11 protein-coding genes and 1 pseudogene are annotated in these 16,895 nt (G+C 40.1%); 7 read left to right on the forward strand and 5 right to left on the reverse strand.

Annotated elements, in window-relative coordinates:
• Positions 1-188: 188 nt before the first annotated feature.
• Positions 189-2,903: a sensor histidine kinase gene (locus ACE1CC_RS25920; protein WP_413273319.1), complete on the reverse strand. Its 2,715-nt coding sequence runs from the start codon at positions 2,901-2,903 to the stop codon at positions 189-191.
• 438 nt (positions 2,904-3,341) lie between these two features.
• Between ACE1CC_RS25920 and ACE1CC_RS25925 the strand changes: the two genes are divergently transcribed.
• Positions 3,342-4,007 (forward strand): HEAT repeat domain-containing protein, encoded by a 666-nt coding sequence (locus ACE1CC_RS25925; RefSeq protein WP_413273320.1) that lies wholly within the window; start codon positions 3,342-3,344, stop codon positions 4,005-4,007.
• A gap of 466 nt (positions 4,008-4,473) precedes the next feature.
• Positions 4,474-5,034: a phycobiliprotein lyase gene (locus ACE1CC_RS25930; RefSeq protein WP_413273321.1), complete on the forward strand. Its 561-nt coding sequence runs from the start codon at positions 4,474-4,476 to the stop codon at positions 5,032-5,034.
• Positions 5,035-5,253: 219 nt separating this feature from the next.
• On the opposite strand, the gene ACE1CC_RS25935 is transcribed toward ACE1CC_RS25930, so the two are convergent.
• Positions 5,254-5,976, reverse strand: coding sequence for a hypothetical protein (locus ACE1CC_RS25935; RefSeq protein WP_413273322.1), 723 nt, complete (start codon positions 5,974-5,976; stop codon positions 5,254-5,256).
• Positions 5,977-6,293: 317 nt separating this feature from the next.
• Here ACE1CC_RS25935 and ACE1CC_RS25940 point away from each other — a divergent pair.
• The 5 genes and pseudogenes from ACE1CC_RS25940 to nagB all read left to right on the forward strand — a co-directional run.
• Positions 6,294-7,280: pseudogene (locus tag ACE1CC_RS25940) on the forward strand (ABC transporter ATP-binding protein); the annotation flags it as partial.
• Positions 7,281-7,673: 393 nt separating this feature from the next.
• Positions 7,674-8,483 carry an ABC transporter permease gene (locus ACE1CC_RS25945; RefSeq protein ID WP_413273323.1) on the forward strand — a complete coding sequence of 270 codons (810 nt, stop codon included), beginning with the start codon at positions 7,674-7,676 and terminating at the stop codon, positions 8,481-8,483.
• A gap of 46 nt (positions 8,484-8,529) precedes the next feature.
• Positions 8,530-10,134 (forward strand): GldG family protein, encoded by a 1,605-nt coding sequence (locus ACE1CC_RS25950; protein ID WP_413273324.1) that lies wholly within the window; start codon positions 8,530-8,532, stop codon positions 10,132-10,134.
• A gap of 35 nt (positions 10,135-10,169) precedes the next feature.
• Positions 10,170-11,111, forward strand: a complete 942-nt coding sequence (locus tag ACE1CC_RS25955) for a DUF4340 domain-containing protein (protein WP_413273325.1) — start codon at positions 10,170-10,172, stop codon at positions 11,109-11,111.
• Positions 11,112-11,184: 73 nt separating this feature from the next.
• Positions 11,185-11,985, forward strand: a complete 801-nt coding sequence (gene nagB, locus ACE1CC_RS25960) for a glucosamine-6-phosphate deaminase (protein ID WP_413273326.1) — start codon at positions 11,185-11,187, stop codon at positions 11,983-11,985.
• 24 nt (positions 11,986-12,009) lie between these two features.
• Here nagB and ACE1CC_RS25965 read toward each other — a convergent pair whose 3' ends face one another.
• From ACE1CC_RS25965 to ACE1CC_RS25975, 3 genes are all read right to left on the reverse strand, one after another.
• On the reverse strand, positions 12,010-13,191 hold the full coding sequence (locus ACE1CC_RS25965; RefSeq protein ID WP_413273327.1) for a CO2 hydration protein: 1,182 nt from the start codon (positions 13,189-13,191) through the stop codon (positions 12,010-12,012).
• 95 nt (positions 13,192-13,286) lie between these two features.
• Positions 13,287-14,798: an NADH-quinone oxidoreductase subunit M gene (locus ACE1CC_RS25970; RefSeq protein ID WP_413273328.1), complete on the reverse strand. Its 1,512-nt coding sequence runs from the start codon at positions 14,796-14,798 to the stop codon at positions 13,287-13,289.
• Positions 14,799-14,908: 110 nt separating this feature from the next.
• Positions 14,909-16,786, reverse strand: coding sequence for an NAD(P)H-quinone oxidoreductase subunit F (locus ACE1CC_RS25975; RefSeq protein WP_413273329.1), 1,878 nt, complete (start codon positions 16,784-16,786; stop codon positions 14,909-14,911).
• Positions 16,787-16,895 lie beyond the last annotated feature (109 nt).

A 16,895-nucleotide genomic window follows, 5' to 3' on the forward strand; every position in this document is an offset into this window, starting at 1 on the left:
CAGGATGCCCACCCCACAAGAATTACAGCTTTCTTGTGGGGTGGGCATCCTGCCCGCCCCATCCTCATATAACTATTATCACTTTATTTATTTACACCTACTTACAAAAGATTAAAATCTTGGTTCTTTGTAACGACTTTAGTCGTTTTTTGCTTGGCTGGAACGACTGAAGTCGTCACAACGAACTTTTACTGTCTGGTTGGTAATTTAACAAAGAAAGTAGTCCAACCAGCTTGACTTTCTACTCTAATATTGCCGTGCATTTGTTCGACTAATTTTTTCACTAAGGCAAGTCCTAAACCTGTACCACCTTGTTTCCAAAGGTCAGATTTTGGCACTCGATAAAACTTTTTAAATACATTGGGTAACTCTTCGGCGGGAATTTCTGCTTGGTTAGTTACAGTAAAGGAAATAATTTCAGTAACAGGTGGTTGACTCTTTTCAAAGATTAAATCTTTAGACTCTATTTCTGGTTCTGGTGTTGATTGAACTGTTTCTTCTTGAGAGACATTGAGAATTATTTTGCCTCCAGAAGATGTGTATTTGCAAGCGTTATTTAGTAGTTCGGCAACTATTCGCCCTAAGCCTGCGCGATCGGTAACTAGTACAGGTATATCAAGCGCCACTTGTGTTTGTAAAATTTGACCTCGTTCTTGGGCGCGACTAATAAATGGTTCGACAATTCCCGGTAGCCATTCGGGAAGGTTGATCGCTTCTTCTAGGGAAATAGGATAGGATGCTGCTTCTAATCTTTGTAAGTCTAATAAGTCATTAATTAGTTCGGTTTCGCGGTTACATTCTGATTGCAAAATTTGTAAGTAACGTTGTTGGCGATCGCCTGGTGGGGTAATTTTCAGCATTTGAATTGCCATTTTCATGTTCGCCATTGGGGTTCGCAATTCATGGGAAACTGTACTTAAAAAGTCATCTTTGAGTTGATTAAGTTTCGCTAGTTGTTCTACTTGACTTTGTGCTGCTTGGTAAAGTCTGGCTTGACGAATGGCGATCGCACATTGATTTGCTACCTGTTGTACTAAGCGAATTTCTATTTCGCTAAAACCATAATCATGATGATTAACTAACCACAAATCCCCTAAAACTCCTTGATTATCTACAATTGGACAAGCTAACATTGCCACTCGTCCTCTTTCGGGATTAATCGGAATTGAACAAAATTGAAAGTACTGTTTTTGCAATAATTGATTGTCGTACAGTTCCGGGAAATTTGCCATTTGTGCCACTCTACCTTTGTATTGTGGCCCACAAATTACGTGCTCAAAACAGATTGTAGATGTGCCTTTTTCTAGATCGTAGACAGAAGCGTTACAGGAATTCATGCCTAGTCCAATGGCTAATTCTGTGACTGCTGTTTGGAGGATTTGATTTTCATCTAAGCTATCGCGGACTTTATCAGTAATTCGTTTTAAACTTGCTTCAAATTCCAAGGCTTTTTCTAATTCAGCCGTGCGTTCTTTTACTTGTATTTCTAAATCTTCGTTCAGTTTTTTTATTTGTTGATAAAGTTCTGATTGTTCGATCGCGATCGCCATTTTTACCGCTAATTGTTGCAACGATTCTATTTCAAATGGTTGCCAATGTCTTGGTTCCGAACAATTATGAGCGCACAACAAACCCCATAATTTATTATTAAATACAATTGGCACAATTAATTTGGCGCGAATTTCTAAACTTTTCAATATTTCTAAGTGACAATGGCTAAGATTTGCTTGGTAAATATCATCTGTAGCCGTGATATATCCTTTTTGATATTTTTCTACATACTTGGTTTTAAAACAGTGATCTCTCAAAATTATCCCCATTATTGATGTACAATTTGCTGCCACTGATTCTACAACAAATTGCCCATCCCCGTTCTCATCTACCTGATAAATACTAACTCTTTCTACTTGTAAAAAGCTGCGAACTTCTTCTACTGCTTGCCCTAAAATTTCATCTATTTTCAAAGACTGGCGAATGCGTTCATGAATCATTCCCAGCAGTCTTTCTCGTTCTGTTTGTTGACGCAATGCTTCCTCTGCTTGTTTACGTTCAGTGATATCTTGTGCTGCACCGTAAACAACTAGCGATCGCTCTTCATCTTCACAATAAACTGGTTGTCTATAGTCACGCAACCAACGAATTTCCCCTTCCTTAGTAATAATTCGATATTCACTAATATCTGATTGCCAACACAACAATTTTTGCACTCTTTCTAAATACTGAGGCAAATCTTCGGGATGAATTAAACTTTGCCAACCTCCCCTGTTTGTCATTTCTTCGCAGCTATATCCCGTAATCCGACTGACTGCACCCGTCATCCAATCTATTTTAAAATTACTATTACTATCTATCTTGGCAGCGTAGGCAAAATCGGAAATTAATTCTGACACAATGCGGTAACGATCTTCATTTTTAGCTAGCTGTGCTTTTTTTGTTTGATGATGTTCTCTAGCATCAAAAGAAACTGCCACGAAGCCTTTAACTTCGCCTCGATCATCTTTAATTGGGGAAATGGAGATTTCTATCCAAAGTCTACTACCATTTCGTCTTTTGGCAAAAAGCTCTCCTTGCCAACAACCAACTCTTAATAATTGTTCTATTATTTCTTGTGCTTGCTGCCCAGTTTCTTCTGCTAATGTCATTTCATATATATTTTTCCCCTTTACTTCTGAGGCTGTCCATTGATAGAGCGTTTCTGCATAGCGGTTCCAATAAGTAATTTTACTATCCCTATCTGTGGCAATAACGGCACAATTTATATGGTCTAGTAGTGATGCAGGGAAATTTATATCCATTTCTGCTTGGGGCTGCACTTGTCCTGTCAGTAAAATGGGTAAGGCTGCTTGCTCAACTGCATGAGCTAAGCGATGTTCACATAAACTATTAAATCCTTCTGTTTCCATACTTCAATACTTTATCCCTGATTTAGACTATCCTTTCTTCGGTGTGTCATCAAATCAGATTAGACCTAATGATATTAGAAATGTTAACATTTCCCTATTCCTGTCTATTGGATGACTTTTATCTTACAGATGTCAATAGTAATTTTTCAGAAAAATACTCAAGGCTGGTTGCTACTTTTACTGCTTCTATTTATTTTCAGTTGCGAACAGGTTGAGGCGAGCGTACAAGTTAAATTAAGGATTTGAGATTATCAAAGACTTTATAGCCAGATTTAAGCTATTTAACCTGAAAGTGCGGAATTTTTGCTTAAATGCCCCATCGCTCTGATGACTTAGGCGATGTTTCTGTTTCTTTGAGCTAGTTCTCCTGTTAGTTTGTAGCATAAGTCCGGGGCTAGATAAGTTATATTACGAAATGTAAAGGTAAATTTCACAAAGATGAGTAATTTTAGGTTAGAACAAATTTCTGCTCAGCTTGATAGTGATTCTTCACGCGATCGAATGCTAGCGTTAGCGTCGTTGCGGGATGTACCAGCGAACGAAGCAGTACCCTTAATTAAAAAAGTTTTGGATGATGAAAATCTGCAAATTCGCTCAATGGCGGTATTTGCTTTAGGCTTGAAGCAAACTGAAGAATGCTACCCGATACTAGTAAAATTACTAGAGAGCGATCCAGACTACGGAATTCGTGCGGATGCAGCGGGTGCGCTAGGTTACTTGGAAGATCGGCGGGCATTTGAACCGCTTTCCCGTGCTTTTTACGAAGACACAGATTGGTTAGTGCGGTTTAGTGCGGCTGTTTCGTTAGGAAACCTGAAAGATCCAAGGGCCAAGGAAATTTTAGTTCAGGCGCTAGAATCTGAGGAAGTGGTGTTGCAACAAGCTGCGATCGCAGCTTTAGGAGAAATCAAAGCCACACAAGCAGTCGATCAAATTTTAAAATTTGCTCAATCTCCAGATTGGTTGGTCAGACAAAGATTAGCCGAAGCATTAGGTCATCTTCCTCATCCTAAAAGCATTCCCGCACTTAAATATCTGGAAAAAGATCCTCACTCCCAAGTTTCAATAGCCGCAACTATTTCTCTGCAACGGCTAGGACAATAGTTGAGAAAGGCAGAAAGTTTCGATTGGGATTGTCGTTAATTTTTGGCCGAACAAATCGCTTAAGATTGACCAAAAATAAGGGATACAAGCCTCGCCCTTTTAGGGCGACTTTTGGTAGAATAATTTTGGTGAATACATAAGCCCCCTCTAGGCTCAAGACACGGTGAAACAGCAGGGCGTGAGAGCAGGCGTAGAGAAAGCGGAAAAGGCAATGGTAAATAAAACGCTCATCCTTGGACGCAAAAACAGTTTTAAGAATATTGTTCGTCAGTCGCGGCAGGGCATTCCGAGACTTAAAACGGGCGTGGAGAGCGTGTAAGACCTGATTCAGGCAGTGCTTGGTGAAGCGTCAACCCCATTCAGAGACGATTCCTTTAGGGTGTCGCTTGGTGAGGAATCACCGTACCTTTATAGGTCGGTGAGGATGTCAAATTATCAGGTTAAAAACGCGCCAGTTATTTGATTCATGGACATTAAAGAATTCTTTGAAATGAGTGCGGGTAAGTGGTTTTCCCAACGCACTAGTCACCACTTGGCATTTAAACAATCAGAAAGTGGCAAATCAGACATCAGAATTGAAATGCTACCAGCCAACGATCCAGAAGTGATCAAACTATGCCAAGAGCATGAAATTGACCCTAGTTTAGCTTGGGGCGGTGCGAGAGTCAGTTGGGACGGCACAATGGAATGGGATCAAGAAAAACACACTGGTTCTTCTGTGTTAGTACCAGTTCCCGATGCCGATAAACCTGGTGAAGGCAAATTATTGCGCGATGTAGGTTACGCGGAAAAAGCGGGAGTTGCCGGACGCTACATTATGAGTAGTGACGGCGCAATGACGCTAATTACCGAATATGAAACCATGTACTCTGAAGAACGTATTTGGTTTGCTAGCCCTAACTTACGCCTTCGCACCAGCATTTTAAAACGCTTCGGCGGCTTCAGCATGGCTTCTTTTTGCTCAGAAATTCGCTTAGGCGTTACTACTGCTCCCGCTGCTGCTAATGCGGCAGAAGTGAAGAGTTAAGCTTCAGGTGCTCTCGGGACGAAGGGAGCAGGGGACGAAGGGAGGTTCCACCTCCCACATCCTCGTTCCCAGGTTCAACCAGGGAACGAAGAATGGAGGCGGGAGCTCAGGAGTGCAAGATCTGAGTGATAACTCAATTCCATCAAATATCGATTGAAAACGCCAAATTTCGCTAAATTTCTGTTTCCTGCTCTGAGAAATCCCAGAGTCCCCCTGTCTTTAGATTTGTTGCTGTTGCTGATTGATTAGTTGTTGATGTTGGAGAGCCAGGGCTTTGAGTTTGGTGAATAAGTCGGGGAAGGGGTAGGTGTCGGTGAAGCGATCGCTAAAATAATCAGTAGAGTGTTGACTAGGAGAAATATTTTCCTCCTCTGTAATCATGGTTTGATACTCGTAGTCCAAATTAGTTGTTTGCGGGGTTGGCGTGGCGCGAGAACATGAGTCGGGTTGAGTTTCTTCGGTTTCGGTTTCTATGACTGGGAGAGTTGGTTTTGCTGAAGGTGGGGGAGACTGAGCCAACACCTCAAAAGGTTGGGAAATAGGGAGAGAATTTTCCTCTGGTTTTAGTTCCGAATCAGTTAATGATGTCATGGGAGCAGCGGTATTGCTGACACCAATGGAGAATATCTGTGTGAGTTCCGGGGGTAATTTGCTGCAAATTAAGCTTTCAAACTCATAGTTGAAATGATAAAGGGCTTGGTTGCGCCTGTGCCAAATATTTAATATTTGCTCTACGGAAACGGCTTTGTAGCGTCCTTGGTAAAGTGCTTCAATTACTGCTAGACGCAACCAATTACCAGGGTAATAGTTCAGCCAACTTTCTACTAGTTCACAGGGTTGGTAGCCCCTTAAGTCAAAATAGTAGTTACCCAACAGCCAAGCTGCGACTTGTGCTGCTGCGTCATTGTTATTTCCTATAGAGCTTTTGCCTGGTTCGCTCATTAGCTATTAGTTAGGTTTGGTTGGGAAATGAATCAGGGTTGAGAATAAGTTGCACCCTAAAGTGTTCAGTCCTAATCTTGTAGAATAGGTCTTTCGCTTGCTCCCTTTCTTGATTAAGGTGATAACTGTTGTAAGTTTCAGTGGCAACAATGTCAAGTAATTGACATACATCTGCCATTTGCTCGCCACAGAATCGCCGTAAAGTTTGTCAAGGAGGATCTGCGATCGTTGTACAATGCTCAAGCTGTTTTTAGTGTATTTTGTGCAAACGATTGTTTAGTGTAAACGGGATTGGCAACTTCCTGGAGTAAGGTTAAATGATTGAAGTGGAAAATTTGACCAAAATCTATGGCTCATCCCCAGCTATCCAGGATGTCTCTTTTGCGGTAGAACCGGGAGAAATTGTCGGGTTTTTGGGGCCAAATGGAGCCGGAAAAACAACTACAATGCGGATTTTGGCGGGTTATTTACCTGCGACGAGTGGCACGGCGCGAATTGCGGGGTATGATGTCCATGAGGATTCGATGGCTGTGCGGCAAAGGATTGGTTATTTGCCGGAATTACCGCCTCTGTATCCTGATATGACGGTGGAGGGGTTTCTTTATTTTGTGTCGCGGATTAAGGGTGTGCCAGCGGGCGATCGCGCTGGTAAAGTAAATTCAGCCATCAAACGTTGCAATCTGGAAGAAAAGCGCCAAGTTTTAATTCGCAAGCTTTCTAAGGGTTTTCGCCAAAGAGTTGGTATTGCTCAAGCGATCGTTCATGACCCACCTGCCTTAATTTTAGATGAACCAACGGTCGGTTTAGACCCGCGACAAATTATCGAAATGCGGAATTTAATTAAGAGTTTGGCTGGCAGTCACACGATCATTCTTTCTACTCACATTTTGCCAGAAGTGAGTATGACTTGCAGCCGAGTCACCATTATTAATCGCGGTAAAATTGTCGCAACTAATACCCCGGAAAACTTAGAGGCAAATTTAGTTGGTGGCACAGGTTACGAGTTGGAAATTGAGGGAGAGCAAGAAATTATTTTGTCAAGGTTGCGCTTGCTTTCGGGAGTAAGTTTGGTAGAATCTTTGCCAGTAAGTAGCGGAATGTTCTTACCAAAAAATCGCGGTCTTTATCGAGTAGTTTCAGCACCAGGAGAGGAAATTGGTAGGGAAATTGCAGCGGCTTTAGTTGGCTCTGGTTTGGGTTTGTATGAAATGCGTCGGACTCGTGCTAGCTTGGAACAAGTTTTCTTGAAATTAACGACTTCAGAGAAAATTAGTAGCAGTGAAGCTGTAAGCAAAATCTCAGAAATTACTGAGTCGGAAAATCAAGAAGAAGTGACAAATTTAACCGAAGAAACTCCGGGCGATGAGTCAGCATTAGTAACTGATTTAGAGTCGGAAAATCAAGAAGAAGTGACAAGTTTAACTCAAGAAAGTCCGAGGGATGAGTCAGCAGTAGTGACTGATTTAGAGTCGGAAAATCAGCCGGAAGTGACAAATTTGAACCAAAACAATCAAGTTGATGAGTCAGCAGTAGTGACTGATTTAGAGTCAGAAAATAAGTCAGAAGTGAGAAATTTGACTCAAGAAAATCCGGTGGATGAGTCATCAATAGTAACCGAATTTGAGTCAGAGAAAACAGAAGTTGCTGAGTTAGAAATTGTGACAGAAGATGCAGAGAAAAAGTCGGAGGAAGGATAAATGCAGGTGATTTTAGCGAATATTATGGCTATTTATCGCAGAGAATTACAAAGCTATTTTGCTTCTCCTTTAGCATACTCGATCGCCTCTGTGTTCTGGATTATTTCTGGTTTAATGTTTGTTTATATTCTCCTCGATCCGCAACAAGGTTTAATTGCTCAAGTTGCTTTTCGCGATCAACAATTGGGAGCAAATGCACCGCCAGTAGATTTACCTTATACTTTTCAACAGTTATTTTTGGGTAACGTCATGAGTTCCCTGGCATTGTTTGTGTTACCGATGCTTTCAATGGGACTTTATGCAGAAGAACGCAAACGAGGTACATTGGAATTGTTAGCAACTTCGCCAATTACTAATTGGTCAGTAGCAGTGGGGAAATTGTTAGGCGCACTGACATTTTTTATTTTTATGATTGCGCCTTTGTGGTTGTATCAGGCGATCGCTTTTAGCAGTTCAACTCCCCCAGTTCAACCAACTGTACCACTGATGGGATTTTTGGCATTAATCTTACTCGCCGCCAGCGTTTTATCCTTGGGAATGTTTATTTCTTCGCTGACTGATAGCACTTTATTAGCAGCAATTTTTACCTTTGTCTTAATTATGTCCTTGTGGATTTTGGACTTAATTGGTAAAAGTATTAGCGGGCCTGTTGGCGCAGCTTTAACTCATTTATCTTTGTTGACCCATTTTAGTATTTTAGTTCAAGGGATTCTTGATACTAGCAGCATAATTTTATTTGCTAGTTACATCATATTAGGAGTGTTTTTAACTGCTCAGTCAGTGGATACATTCCGGTTCCAAAGATCCTAAAAAATCGGGGATTAAAATTTGTCCAATTTACCAAAATTAGCAGCAAATGAAAACCTTCAAATTTAGTAATAAATCTACAAAATACCTGTTGTTTGTCGGGTTATTCCTGCTATTTATGGGGTTGTCAGCTATGGCAGTAATTGGCAACTGGGAGCCCATAAGTTTAGGATTAATAATTACTGGTATAGTTGCCATTGGCATTTGGTTAGTATTACAAGGAAATAACGATTTAACTTCGCCAGGACAAGCATTTTGGGGTAAACGTTCCACCCAAGCAGGGACTAATGCGGCATTTGCAATGTTAGGATTTGTGGTAATTTTGGGGTTAATTAACTTTTTGGGAAATCGCTACAATTATCGATTAGATTTAACTGAAAATAACTTATTTACTTTATCACCTGAAACTCAACAATTAGTCAGGAATTTGAATCAACCTGTAAAGGTGTGGATTTTTGACCAAACGCAGTCTCCCCAAGATAAAGAATTGTTGGAAAATTATCGCCGCCAAGGAGCAAATTTTAGCTTTGAATATGTAGATCCTAATAATAACCCAGGACTAGCGAAAAAGTTCGGAGTAAAGGATGTAGGTGAGGTTTATTTAGAAGTTGGTGAAAAGCGCCAATATTTGCAAAGAGTGAGAGAAGCAGAACCGCTTACAGAACAAACAATTACTAATGCTATTCAACAGATTAAAAGCGATCGCACAGCAAAAGTCTACTTTTTACAAGGTCATGGAGAAAGGTCTTTAGAAACAAAAGATGGCAGTTTATCCGAGGCGGTACAAGCTTTAAAAGATAAAAATTTTCAAGTTGAACCATTAAAGTTAGCAGAAACTAAAGAAGTTCCCAAAGATGCAACTTTAGTAGTAATAGCTGCACCGCAACAAGCACTTTTTGAGGCGGAAGTAACCGCTTTAAAAGAGTATCAAAAACGTGGGGGAAACTTACTGGTAACAGTAGATAAAAACACTAAGTCTTCTGGGTTAGAACCAATTTTACAAGATTGGGGAATCGGAATTGACGATCGCATAGTAGTCAATGATTCGGAGTTTCAAGTATCAGCTTTAGGCAAAACAGCTGCTTTAGTTAGTAGTTATGGGAATCATCCAATTACCGAAGGATTTCAAAATCGTTATTCATTTTACCCTTCTGCTAGAGCAATCAATGTGGTAAAACTTATAGAAAATGTGAAATCAACCCCTTTACTGTTAACTTCAGAACAAAGTTGGGCAGAAAGTAACCCAGATCAAATAGAATTTAATGCAGAAAGCGATCGGCAAGGGCCATTAATCTTAGGAATCGCTTTATCTCGACCCATTGAATCTGCAACGCCTCAATCATCTCCAACACCAAATCAACAAAATAAATCAGATAAACCATTACAAGAAACTCGAATGGTGGTATTAGGAAATACTGATTTTGCCGTCGATGGTTTATTCTCCCAACAAATCAACGGAGATGTATTTTTAAACTCGATTAGTTGGTTAAGTCAACAAGACGATCGATTACTTTCCATTAGTCCAAAAGAACCCAAAAACCGCCGCCTTAACATCACAACTTTACAAGCTAGTTTCTTATCTTGGTTGTCAATAATAATTGTACCTTTTCTAGGTTTGTTAATAGCTGGATTTATGTGGTGGCGGCGACGTTAGCAGTAGCAGTCAACAATAAGGAGAGAGAATGTAGAATGAAATTTCAAAAATCTACTTTGGTTTTGATGTTAGTTGCCTTAATGTTTGGCGGTATTGTTTATATTTGGGAAGTCGAAGGTAGACCCAGAAGAGAAGCAGCAAAACTGCGGGAAAATCGCATCTTTGATTTTGCCGAAAACGATGTACAAAATGTAGTTTTGAAAACTAAAGAATACAAGCTACAATTTGACCGCGTAAAACCGCAAGCAGGTAGCACTTCTTCTGAACCTAAATGGACAGTAAAAGTGTTAGAAAAGTATCAAACTGCTGAAACTAAAACTCCTGAACCTTCCGCAGAAACCAAAGATCCAGAAACTAAAACTCCTGAATCTTCCGCAGAAACTAAAAATCTAGAAACTAAAACTCCTGAATCTTCCGCAGAAACTAAAAATCCAGAAACTAAAACTCCTGAATCTTCAGAAACACCGAGAAGGAGAAGAAGATCTCGCCAAGAAACCGAACTTCCCGAAGATTTAGCCTTAGCTTTTTGGCAATTAATGCCGAGTCAAAAAGATGAAGTAAAATTGTTAACTGAAATGCCAGCAAATGAAGCTTATGTAGCTTTTTTACTTAATGAATTAGCTACGGCAAAAGGCGATCGCATAATTGCAGATCCCCGCATTGAAGATGGCATAGATAAACCCTTAGCTACTGTAGAAGTCACTTTAAATAACGGCAAAAAACATCAACTAATTTTGGGTAATCTTAACTATAACAATACAGCTTTATATGCCGTTGCCGATCCACCGACACAACTAACAAAACCCTTAGATATCTTATTAGTACCAATAAACTTTCAGAATGCGGTAAATCGTCCTTTATCCGAATGGAAACAACAAGAAATTCAGCCAACTCCTACACCTGAAACATCAACAGAAGAATCGAAAAAAGAAACACCTCCGCCAACAGAAGAAAAACCCCGCCAAAGAAGAAACTGAATCTAGATCCCCGACAACTTCTGCTTTCGTCGGGGATCTGGGTAAAAACACAAATTTAATCAGGTACTTAATTATGCAATTAGTTATTTGTGAATCTCCCGAAGCTGTTGCCAATTGGTCAGCAAATTATGTGAAACAACGCATCAACAAATTTCAACCTACAGCTGATAAACCCTTTGTGTTGGGTTTACCTACAGGAAGTACACCTTTAAAAATGTACCAAAAGTTAATTCAATTTCACCGCCAAGGAGATTTGAGTTTTAAAAATGTGGTGACTTTTAACATGGATGAATATGTCGGGTTAGCAGAAGATCATCCCCAAAGTTACCATTATTATATGTATCAAAACTTTTTTAATCACATTGATATTCCCAGAGAAAACATTCATATTCTCAACGGAAATGCTGAAAATGTTGCAGCGGAATGTCAAAATTATGAGGATAAAATTAAGGCTTATGGTGGGATTGAATTATTTATTGGTGGCATGGGTGAAGATGGACATATCGCTTTTAATGAACCCGGTTCCTCTTTAGAATCTCGGACAAGATTAAAAACTTTGACTTACAGCACTTTGTTAGCAAATGCGCGGTTTTTTGATCGAGATATTAACCAAGTTCCGAAATCTGCTTTAACCGTAGGTGTAGGGACGATTTTAGATGCTTTTGAAGTGATGATTTTAGTTCAAGGTTATCATAAAGCGATCGCCCTACACCACGCCATAGAACAAGGAGTAAATCATTTTTGGACTGTTTCCGCATTACAATTACATCCTCGAAGCATTATCGTTTGTGATGAAGATGCAACTTTGGAATTGAAGGTGAAAACAGTTAAATATTTCCAAGAATTAGAAAGGGATAATCCAACTTTTAATTAAGAACACTCAAGTGTTCACAACAAGCTATTTAGATTCAGACATTTCTGAATTTCTATTGTACAAACAAGCATTTGGATCGCTATTGGCAACCATCAAACGAGAAGTTAAAAATCTATCCATCCAACCTTCTAAATACTTCTGATTAGCTTTTTGTTCTGTCGGATCGGTTGTATCCAAAGGATAAGGTGCTAAACCTAAAATTGCTGCTGTTGTCACACAAAACATTGACTTTTGGAAGCTGATACAAATTTGCACTCGCAGATCATCTTCTTTACGCTTAGTTTTTTTGTAAACATTATGCAAGTAATCTGGCAGAAAATGCCGCATATCTTGCATCAACAAAGTCGGTGGTATTCCCGCACCTCCAATGGGTAAAGGATCTGCATATAACGCCCCATATTCAAACCTACTTTGATCCGGGGAAATTTGATATGCTTGGGCATTATAAGAAACTGTTCCCGGAAAAGGAGTTCCTCGGAAGAAAACAGCTTCCACATAGGGAACAGCTGTATCCATCAAGAAGGTTAAACCGACAGATTTGGGGATAATTTCATACACTTGTTTATCAATTGTAACCGCGTAAGTAATTGGTTTATTTGCCGCTGCTACTAAACCCTTTAAAATGTGATCGACTACTTCGGGAATGGTGGTAATTTTACCTTGATCGTAGAGATCGGACATGGTGAGAAAAATCTCTGCCATCACATTCCAAAATTGCCCCAAACCGCTGTAATAAGCTTGTTGGCGCACTTGTTCTAACAGAAATTCGGGGAATAAGCGATCGATTAATCGAATCGGCAAAATACTTTTAATTTTTGCATCAATAGCTTTTCTCGCCCTTTCCTGAAATTCTGGAGTATCTAAATATTTATCTAACCCGCCGCCGCCATGCCACATCATGGTTTTCATGCAATATTCGGCGTATTCAAAATTTATTCTGTCATGCCACCAATGACGCAATAATTTGGGTAAATTAATGTCGCCATCAAAGTATTTAAAAAATGGGAAAAGCTCTAAAAATTGATTGTCTGCAATGTAAGTAAGATTTTTTTGATAAGCATCTAATACAACACCATAACTTTTGAGAATTCCGACAACTTCCAATACATTCTCTGGTGTATCTACCAATAAAGCATCGCCGGATTTTAAGCGATCGATGTACGCTGTTAACGGATGGGTTTTAGTTTTAAAATTGGTAGTTTTCATGTTTAACTCCTGAATATTAAAGATATTTTATTTATGATTTGCTATTGAGTAGAGAACTTAAAAATGATTTTACTTCTCTACCCAATATTTATATTTTAAGGAAATTTTTTTTCCGAAACACTGACCGCCGGAATAATTTTTCCGATCGCAGGTTCAGGATTAATCATCGCCGTTGTAGTTGCTTCTGTCCACCGACCCAACCAATCTGGTACAATTCCGAAAAGGATGATAATTCCTGCCAAAATAGCAGCGGGTATTCTCTCAGACCATTGTACTTGAGGTAAGTCTAAAACTTTCTCCGAAAGGCGACCAAAAAACACTCGGTTCACCAAAAGTAAGAAATAAACCGAAGTCAAACCTGTTCCAATCATACAAAGCAAAGTTGCAATCGGGAAAACTTCATAACTACCTCGGAAAATCAAAAATTCCGAAATAAAACCTAGCATTCCTGGAATACCAGCACTCGCCATTACTCCAACAATCATCAAGGTTCCAATTATCGGTAAACCTCTTTCTGGGTTCAATAAACCGCAAAGCAAATTAATATCACGAGTTCCGGTTTTTTTGTAAACTACGCCAACTACAATAAATAGCAAAGCGGAGATTAAACCGTGACTAATCATTTGGTATAAACAACCCAACAAACTTAAAGGTGTAGCAGCGGCGCTAGCTAAAAGAATGTAGCCCATGTGCGCGATCGAACTATAAGCTACCATCTTTTTCATATCAGTTTGTGCGATCGCCGTAAACGCCCCATAAAGCACACTCACCACCGCCCAAATAGCTAAACTAGGCGCTAAACTTTGCCAAGCTTCCGGGAACAAACTTAACCCAAACCGCAGCAAACCATAAGTTCCCAATTTCAACAATACACCCGCCAATAATACAGAAATTGGAGTCGAAGCTTCCACGTGGGCATCAGGTAGCCAAGTGTGCAAAGGTACGAGGGGAATTTTAATACCAAAAGCCACTAAAATAGTGCCCAAAAGTAACAATTGAGTGCCTAACGGTAAACTATGAGTGCGTAAAGGTTCATAAGCAAAACTGGAAGAACCACTAAACCAAACCACACCCAAAAACGCTGCTAGTAATAAAATTCCCGAAACCGTTGTATAAAGCAAAAATTTAATTGCTGCATAGCCTCTTCGCGCACCTCCCCAAATCGCAATTAAGAAATAAAGGGGAACAAGTTCTAACTCATAGAACAAGAAAAATAGCAACAAATCTTGAGACAAGAAAGCCCCTGTAACACCAGCATTTAACAACAACACTAGAGAGTAATAAAATCTCGGTCTAGTAATGTTTTCATCTGTAATGTAGATAGCAAAACAAGTCAATAAACTATTCAGAACTAGCAAAGGCAAAGACAACCCATCAACACCCAGACTGTAGTTAAGCCCCAAGCTATCAATCCAAGGTAAAAACTCGATAAACTGTTGAGAATTATTTCCGGGGCTAAACTGAATTGCTATTAATAACGACCAAATCAAAGCAGCAGAACTAATTGCGAAACTAATTTGGCGTGTAAATTTCGCTGGTATATTTCCCGGCAAAAAAGCTACGATCGCGGCACCTAATATCGGCAGCCAAATTAACGCACTAAGCATTTATCTTGTTTTTCTCCTAAGTTTGTCATTTTTCATTTGTTGTTTAACTTAACAATTGACTTACTTTTTCACTCACCAATGAGCAATGACCAATAACTAGTTTATCCATTTTACCCCAGAACTAATCTTGCTAAAATTTCTCTAAATGTTGCCTGATCGAACAGCCAAATCATCAAGAAACCGAAAAAGCTAACTCCGACTAAGATAGTCAGCAAATAAAATTGAGATTTACCAGAGATACTGTATTTGAGACTTTCCCCGCTAAAAATTGTGGCTAAACCAACTAAGTTAACCAAACCATCAATTACATAGCGATCGATCGCATTACTTAACCGCGAAATTTGGCTAACAGCAAACACCACACTTAAACGATACACTTTCTCCAAGTAAAAGTCGTAAGCCAACAAATCTTGCAGAAATCGCAAAGGAGATTTAGTCGATCTAGACCAATTTCTTGGCAGATTAATAATTCCTCCCAAAACTATGCCAACTAACCCCGAAAAACACAATAGTAAAAGAGCAGTTTGATTCACATAAGCCCATCCAGGTAGCAGAGACAACCGCTGCATCATCACCGGAACTAACAAAGTAACAATACTCAAAGAAACCATTGGCACTGCCATTTGCCAAGGAACTTCCGGGGCACGACGAGTTTTTGCTTGAGTTTTGCCTAAAAATACTAACCGAAAAACACGGGTTAAATTAACCGCACTTAAGCAATTAACCAACAACAAAACTACTACTAAAAAAGGTCTTTCTGTCCAGAAATCATCCATTCCCAAACGCAAAGCCCAAAAACCGCCTAAAGGCAATAATCCCACTAAACCCGCACTACCCACCACAAAAGCCGTAGTCGTTGCAGGCATTTTCGGCCCTAAACCGCCCATTTCTGTGAGGTTTTGCCCATTAGTAGTCAGAACGATCGAACCTACGCTCATGAATAATAAAGCTTTAGCGATCGCATGAGCAAACAACAACATCAAAGCAAAACCAGTCCACTGCGTCCCCACAGCAATAAACACCAGCCCCAAATAAGCACTCGTCGAATGACACAAAGCCCGCTTAATGTCAATTTGTGCCATTGCCACCAAAGAAGCGCCCACAGCCGTCACCGCCCCAATCACAATCAAAGCATTCAAAGCCACAGGCGAAACATTTAACACAGGCTGAAGCTTAATCAACACATAAGCCCCGCAAGCCACCACCACCGAATTTCGCAAAATCGAAGCCGGATTTGGCCCTTCCATCGCCTCATCCAACCACAAATTCAGCGGGAACTGAGCACATTTACCTGTAGGCCCTGCAATTAAAGCCAAACCTAATAAAGTAGCCACCACAGGATTTAAATTTGCCGTTTCCGCCCAATCATACAAATCAGGGAAATTTAAACTACCTGCCATCGTTGCCAATGCCACCACTCCCATTAGCAGCAGCACATCTCCCACCCGCTTAGTCAAGAAAGCATCTCTCGCTGCTGTCACCACCAAAGGTTGGGCATACCAAAAACCAACCAGCAAATAGGTAGAAAGAGTCAGCATTTCCAATAAAGCATAACTGAGAAACAGCGAATTACTAATGGCTAACCCACTCATTGCCGCTTCAAAAAAGCCCATCAGCGTAAAAAAACGCGCCATTGCCCAGTCTTTTTCCATATATCCCAAGGCAAACATCTGGGCCATAAAACTCAGACCTGTGATTAACTCCATTGCCCCTACTGTTACCGAAGAGATTTCTAAGGCAAAGGATAAATCTAGACCTGCGGCTTGAAACCAATGAAATACGATCGCCACTGGTTCCTGATTCCAAGTTAGCCGAAAGATCACCGAGCCATGCACAAAAGCCAGCACAGTCATCAACAAATTAAAGTAAGCAGCCGGTCGAGGGCCTGTCCGCCGGATCATCCCTGTTGACCAAGGTATAGTCAATACAGACCCGATTAGTCCATATATCGGCACCCACCAACTTGTTTCTAGGAGAAACTGAGTCATCTAAAAATAATCCTTTAAATTTTTTAATATTATCCATTACTCCGCACAGCTATTGGGGAAAAATCCCAAATGTGTTCTTCCTCCAGCTAAATGTTAAGTTTTTTTAATA

The sequence above is a fragment of the Floridaenema aerugineum BLCC-F46 genome (genome assembly GCF_041929345.1).
In the GTDB taxonomy this organism is placed as follows: domain Bacteria; phylum Cyanobacteriota; class Cyanobacteriia; order Cyanobacteriales; family Aerosakkonemataceae; genus Floridanema; species Floridanema aerugineum.

What these genes read in the sequence shown, in the direction of transcription:
- ACE1CC_RS25920 (WP_413273319.1), bottom strand. Translation starts at nt 2,903, where the DNA reads ATGGAAACAGAAGGATTTAATAGTTTATGTGAACATCGCTTAGCTCAT.
- ACE1CC_RS25925 (WP_413273320.1), top strand. Translation starts at nt 3,342, where the DNA reads ATGAGTAATTTTAGGTTAGAACAAATTTCTGCTCAGCTTGATAGTGAT.
- ACE1CC_RS25930 (WP_413273321.1), top strand. Translation starts at nt 4,474, where the DNA reads ATGGACATTAAAGAATTCTTTGAAATGAGTGCGGGTAAGTGGTTTTCC.
- ACE1CC_RS25935 (WP_413273322.1), bottom strand. Translation starts at nt 5,976, where the DNA reads ATGAGCGAACCAGGCAAAAGCTCTATAGGAAATAACAATGACGCAGCA.
- ACE1CC_RS25945 (WP_413273323.1), top strand. Translation starts at nt 7,674, where the DNA reads ATGCAGGTGATTTTAGCGAATATTATGGCTATTTATCGCAGAGAATTA.
- ACE1CC_RS25950 (WP_413273324.1), top strand. Translation starts at nt 8,530, where the DNA reads ATGAAAACCTTCAAATTTAGTAATAAATCTACAAAATACCTGTTGTTT.
- ACE1CC_RS25955 (WP_413273325.1), top strand. Translation starts at nt 10,170, where the DNA reads ATGAAATTTCAAAAATCTACTTTGGTTTTGATGTTAGTTGCCTTAATG.
- nagB (WP_413273326.1), top strand. Translation starts at nt 11,185, where the DNA reads ATGCAATTAGTTATTTGTGAATCTCCCGAAGCTGTTGCCAATTGGTCA.
- ACE1CC_RS25965 (WP_413273327.1), bottom strand. Translation starts at nt 13,191, where the DNA reads ATGAAAACTACCAATTTTAAAACTAAAACCCATCCGTTAACAGCGTAC.
- ACE1CC_RS25970 (WP_413273328.1), bottom strand. Translation starts at nt 14,798, where the DNA reads ATGCTTAGTGCGTTAATTTGGCTGCCGATATTAGGTGCCGCGATCGTA.
- ACE1CC_RS25975 (WP_413273329.1), bottom strand. Translation starts at nt 16,786, where the DNA reads ATGACTCAGTTTCTCCTAGAAACAAGTTGGTGGGTGCCGATATATGGA.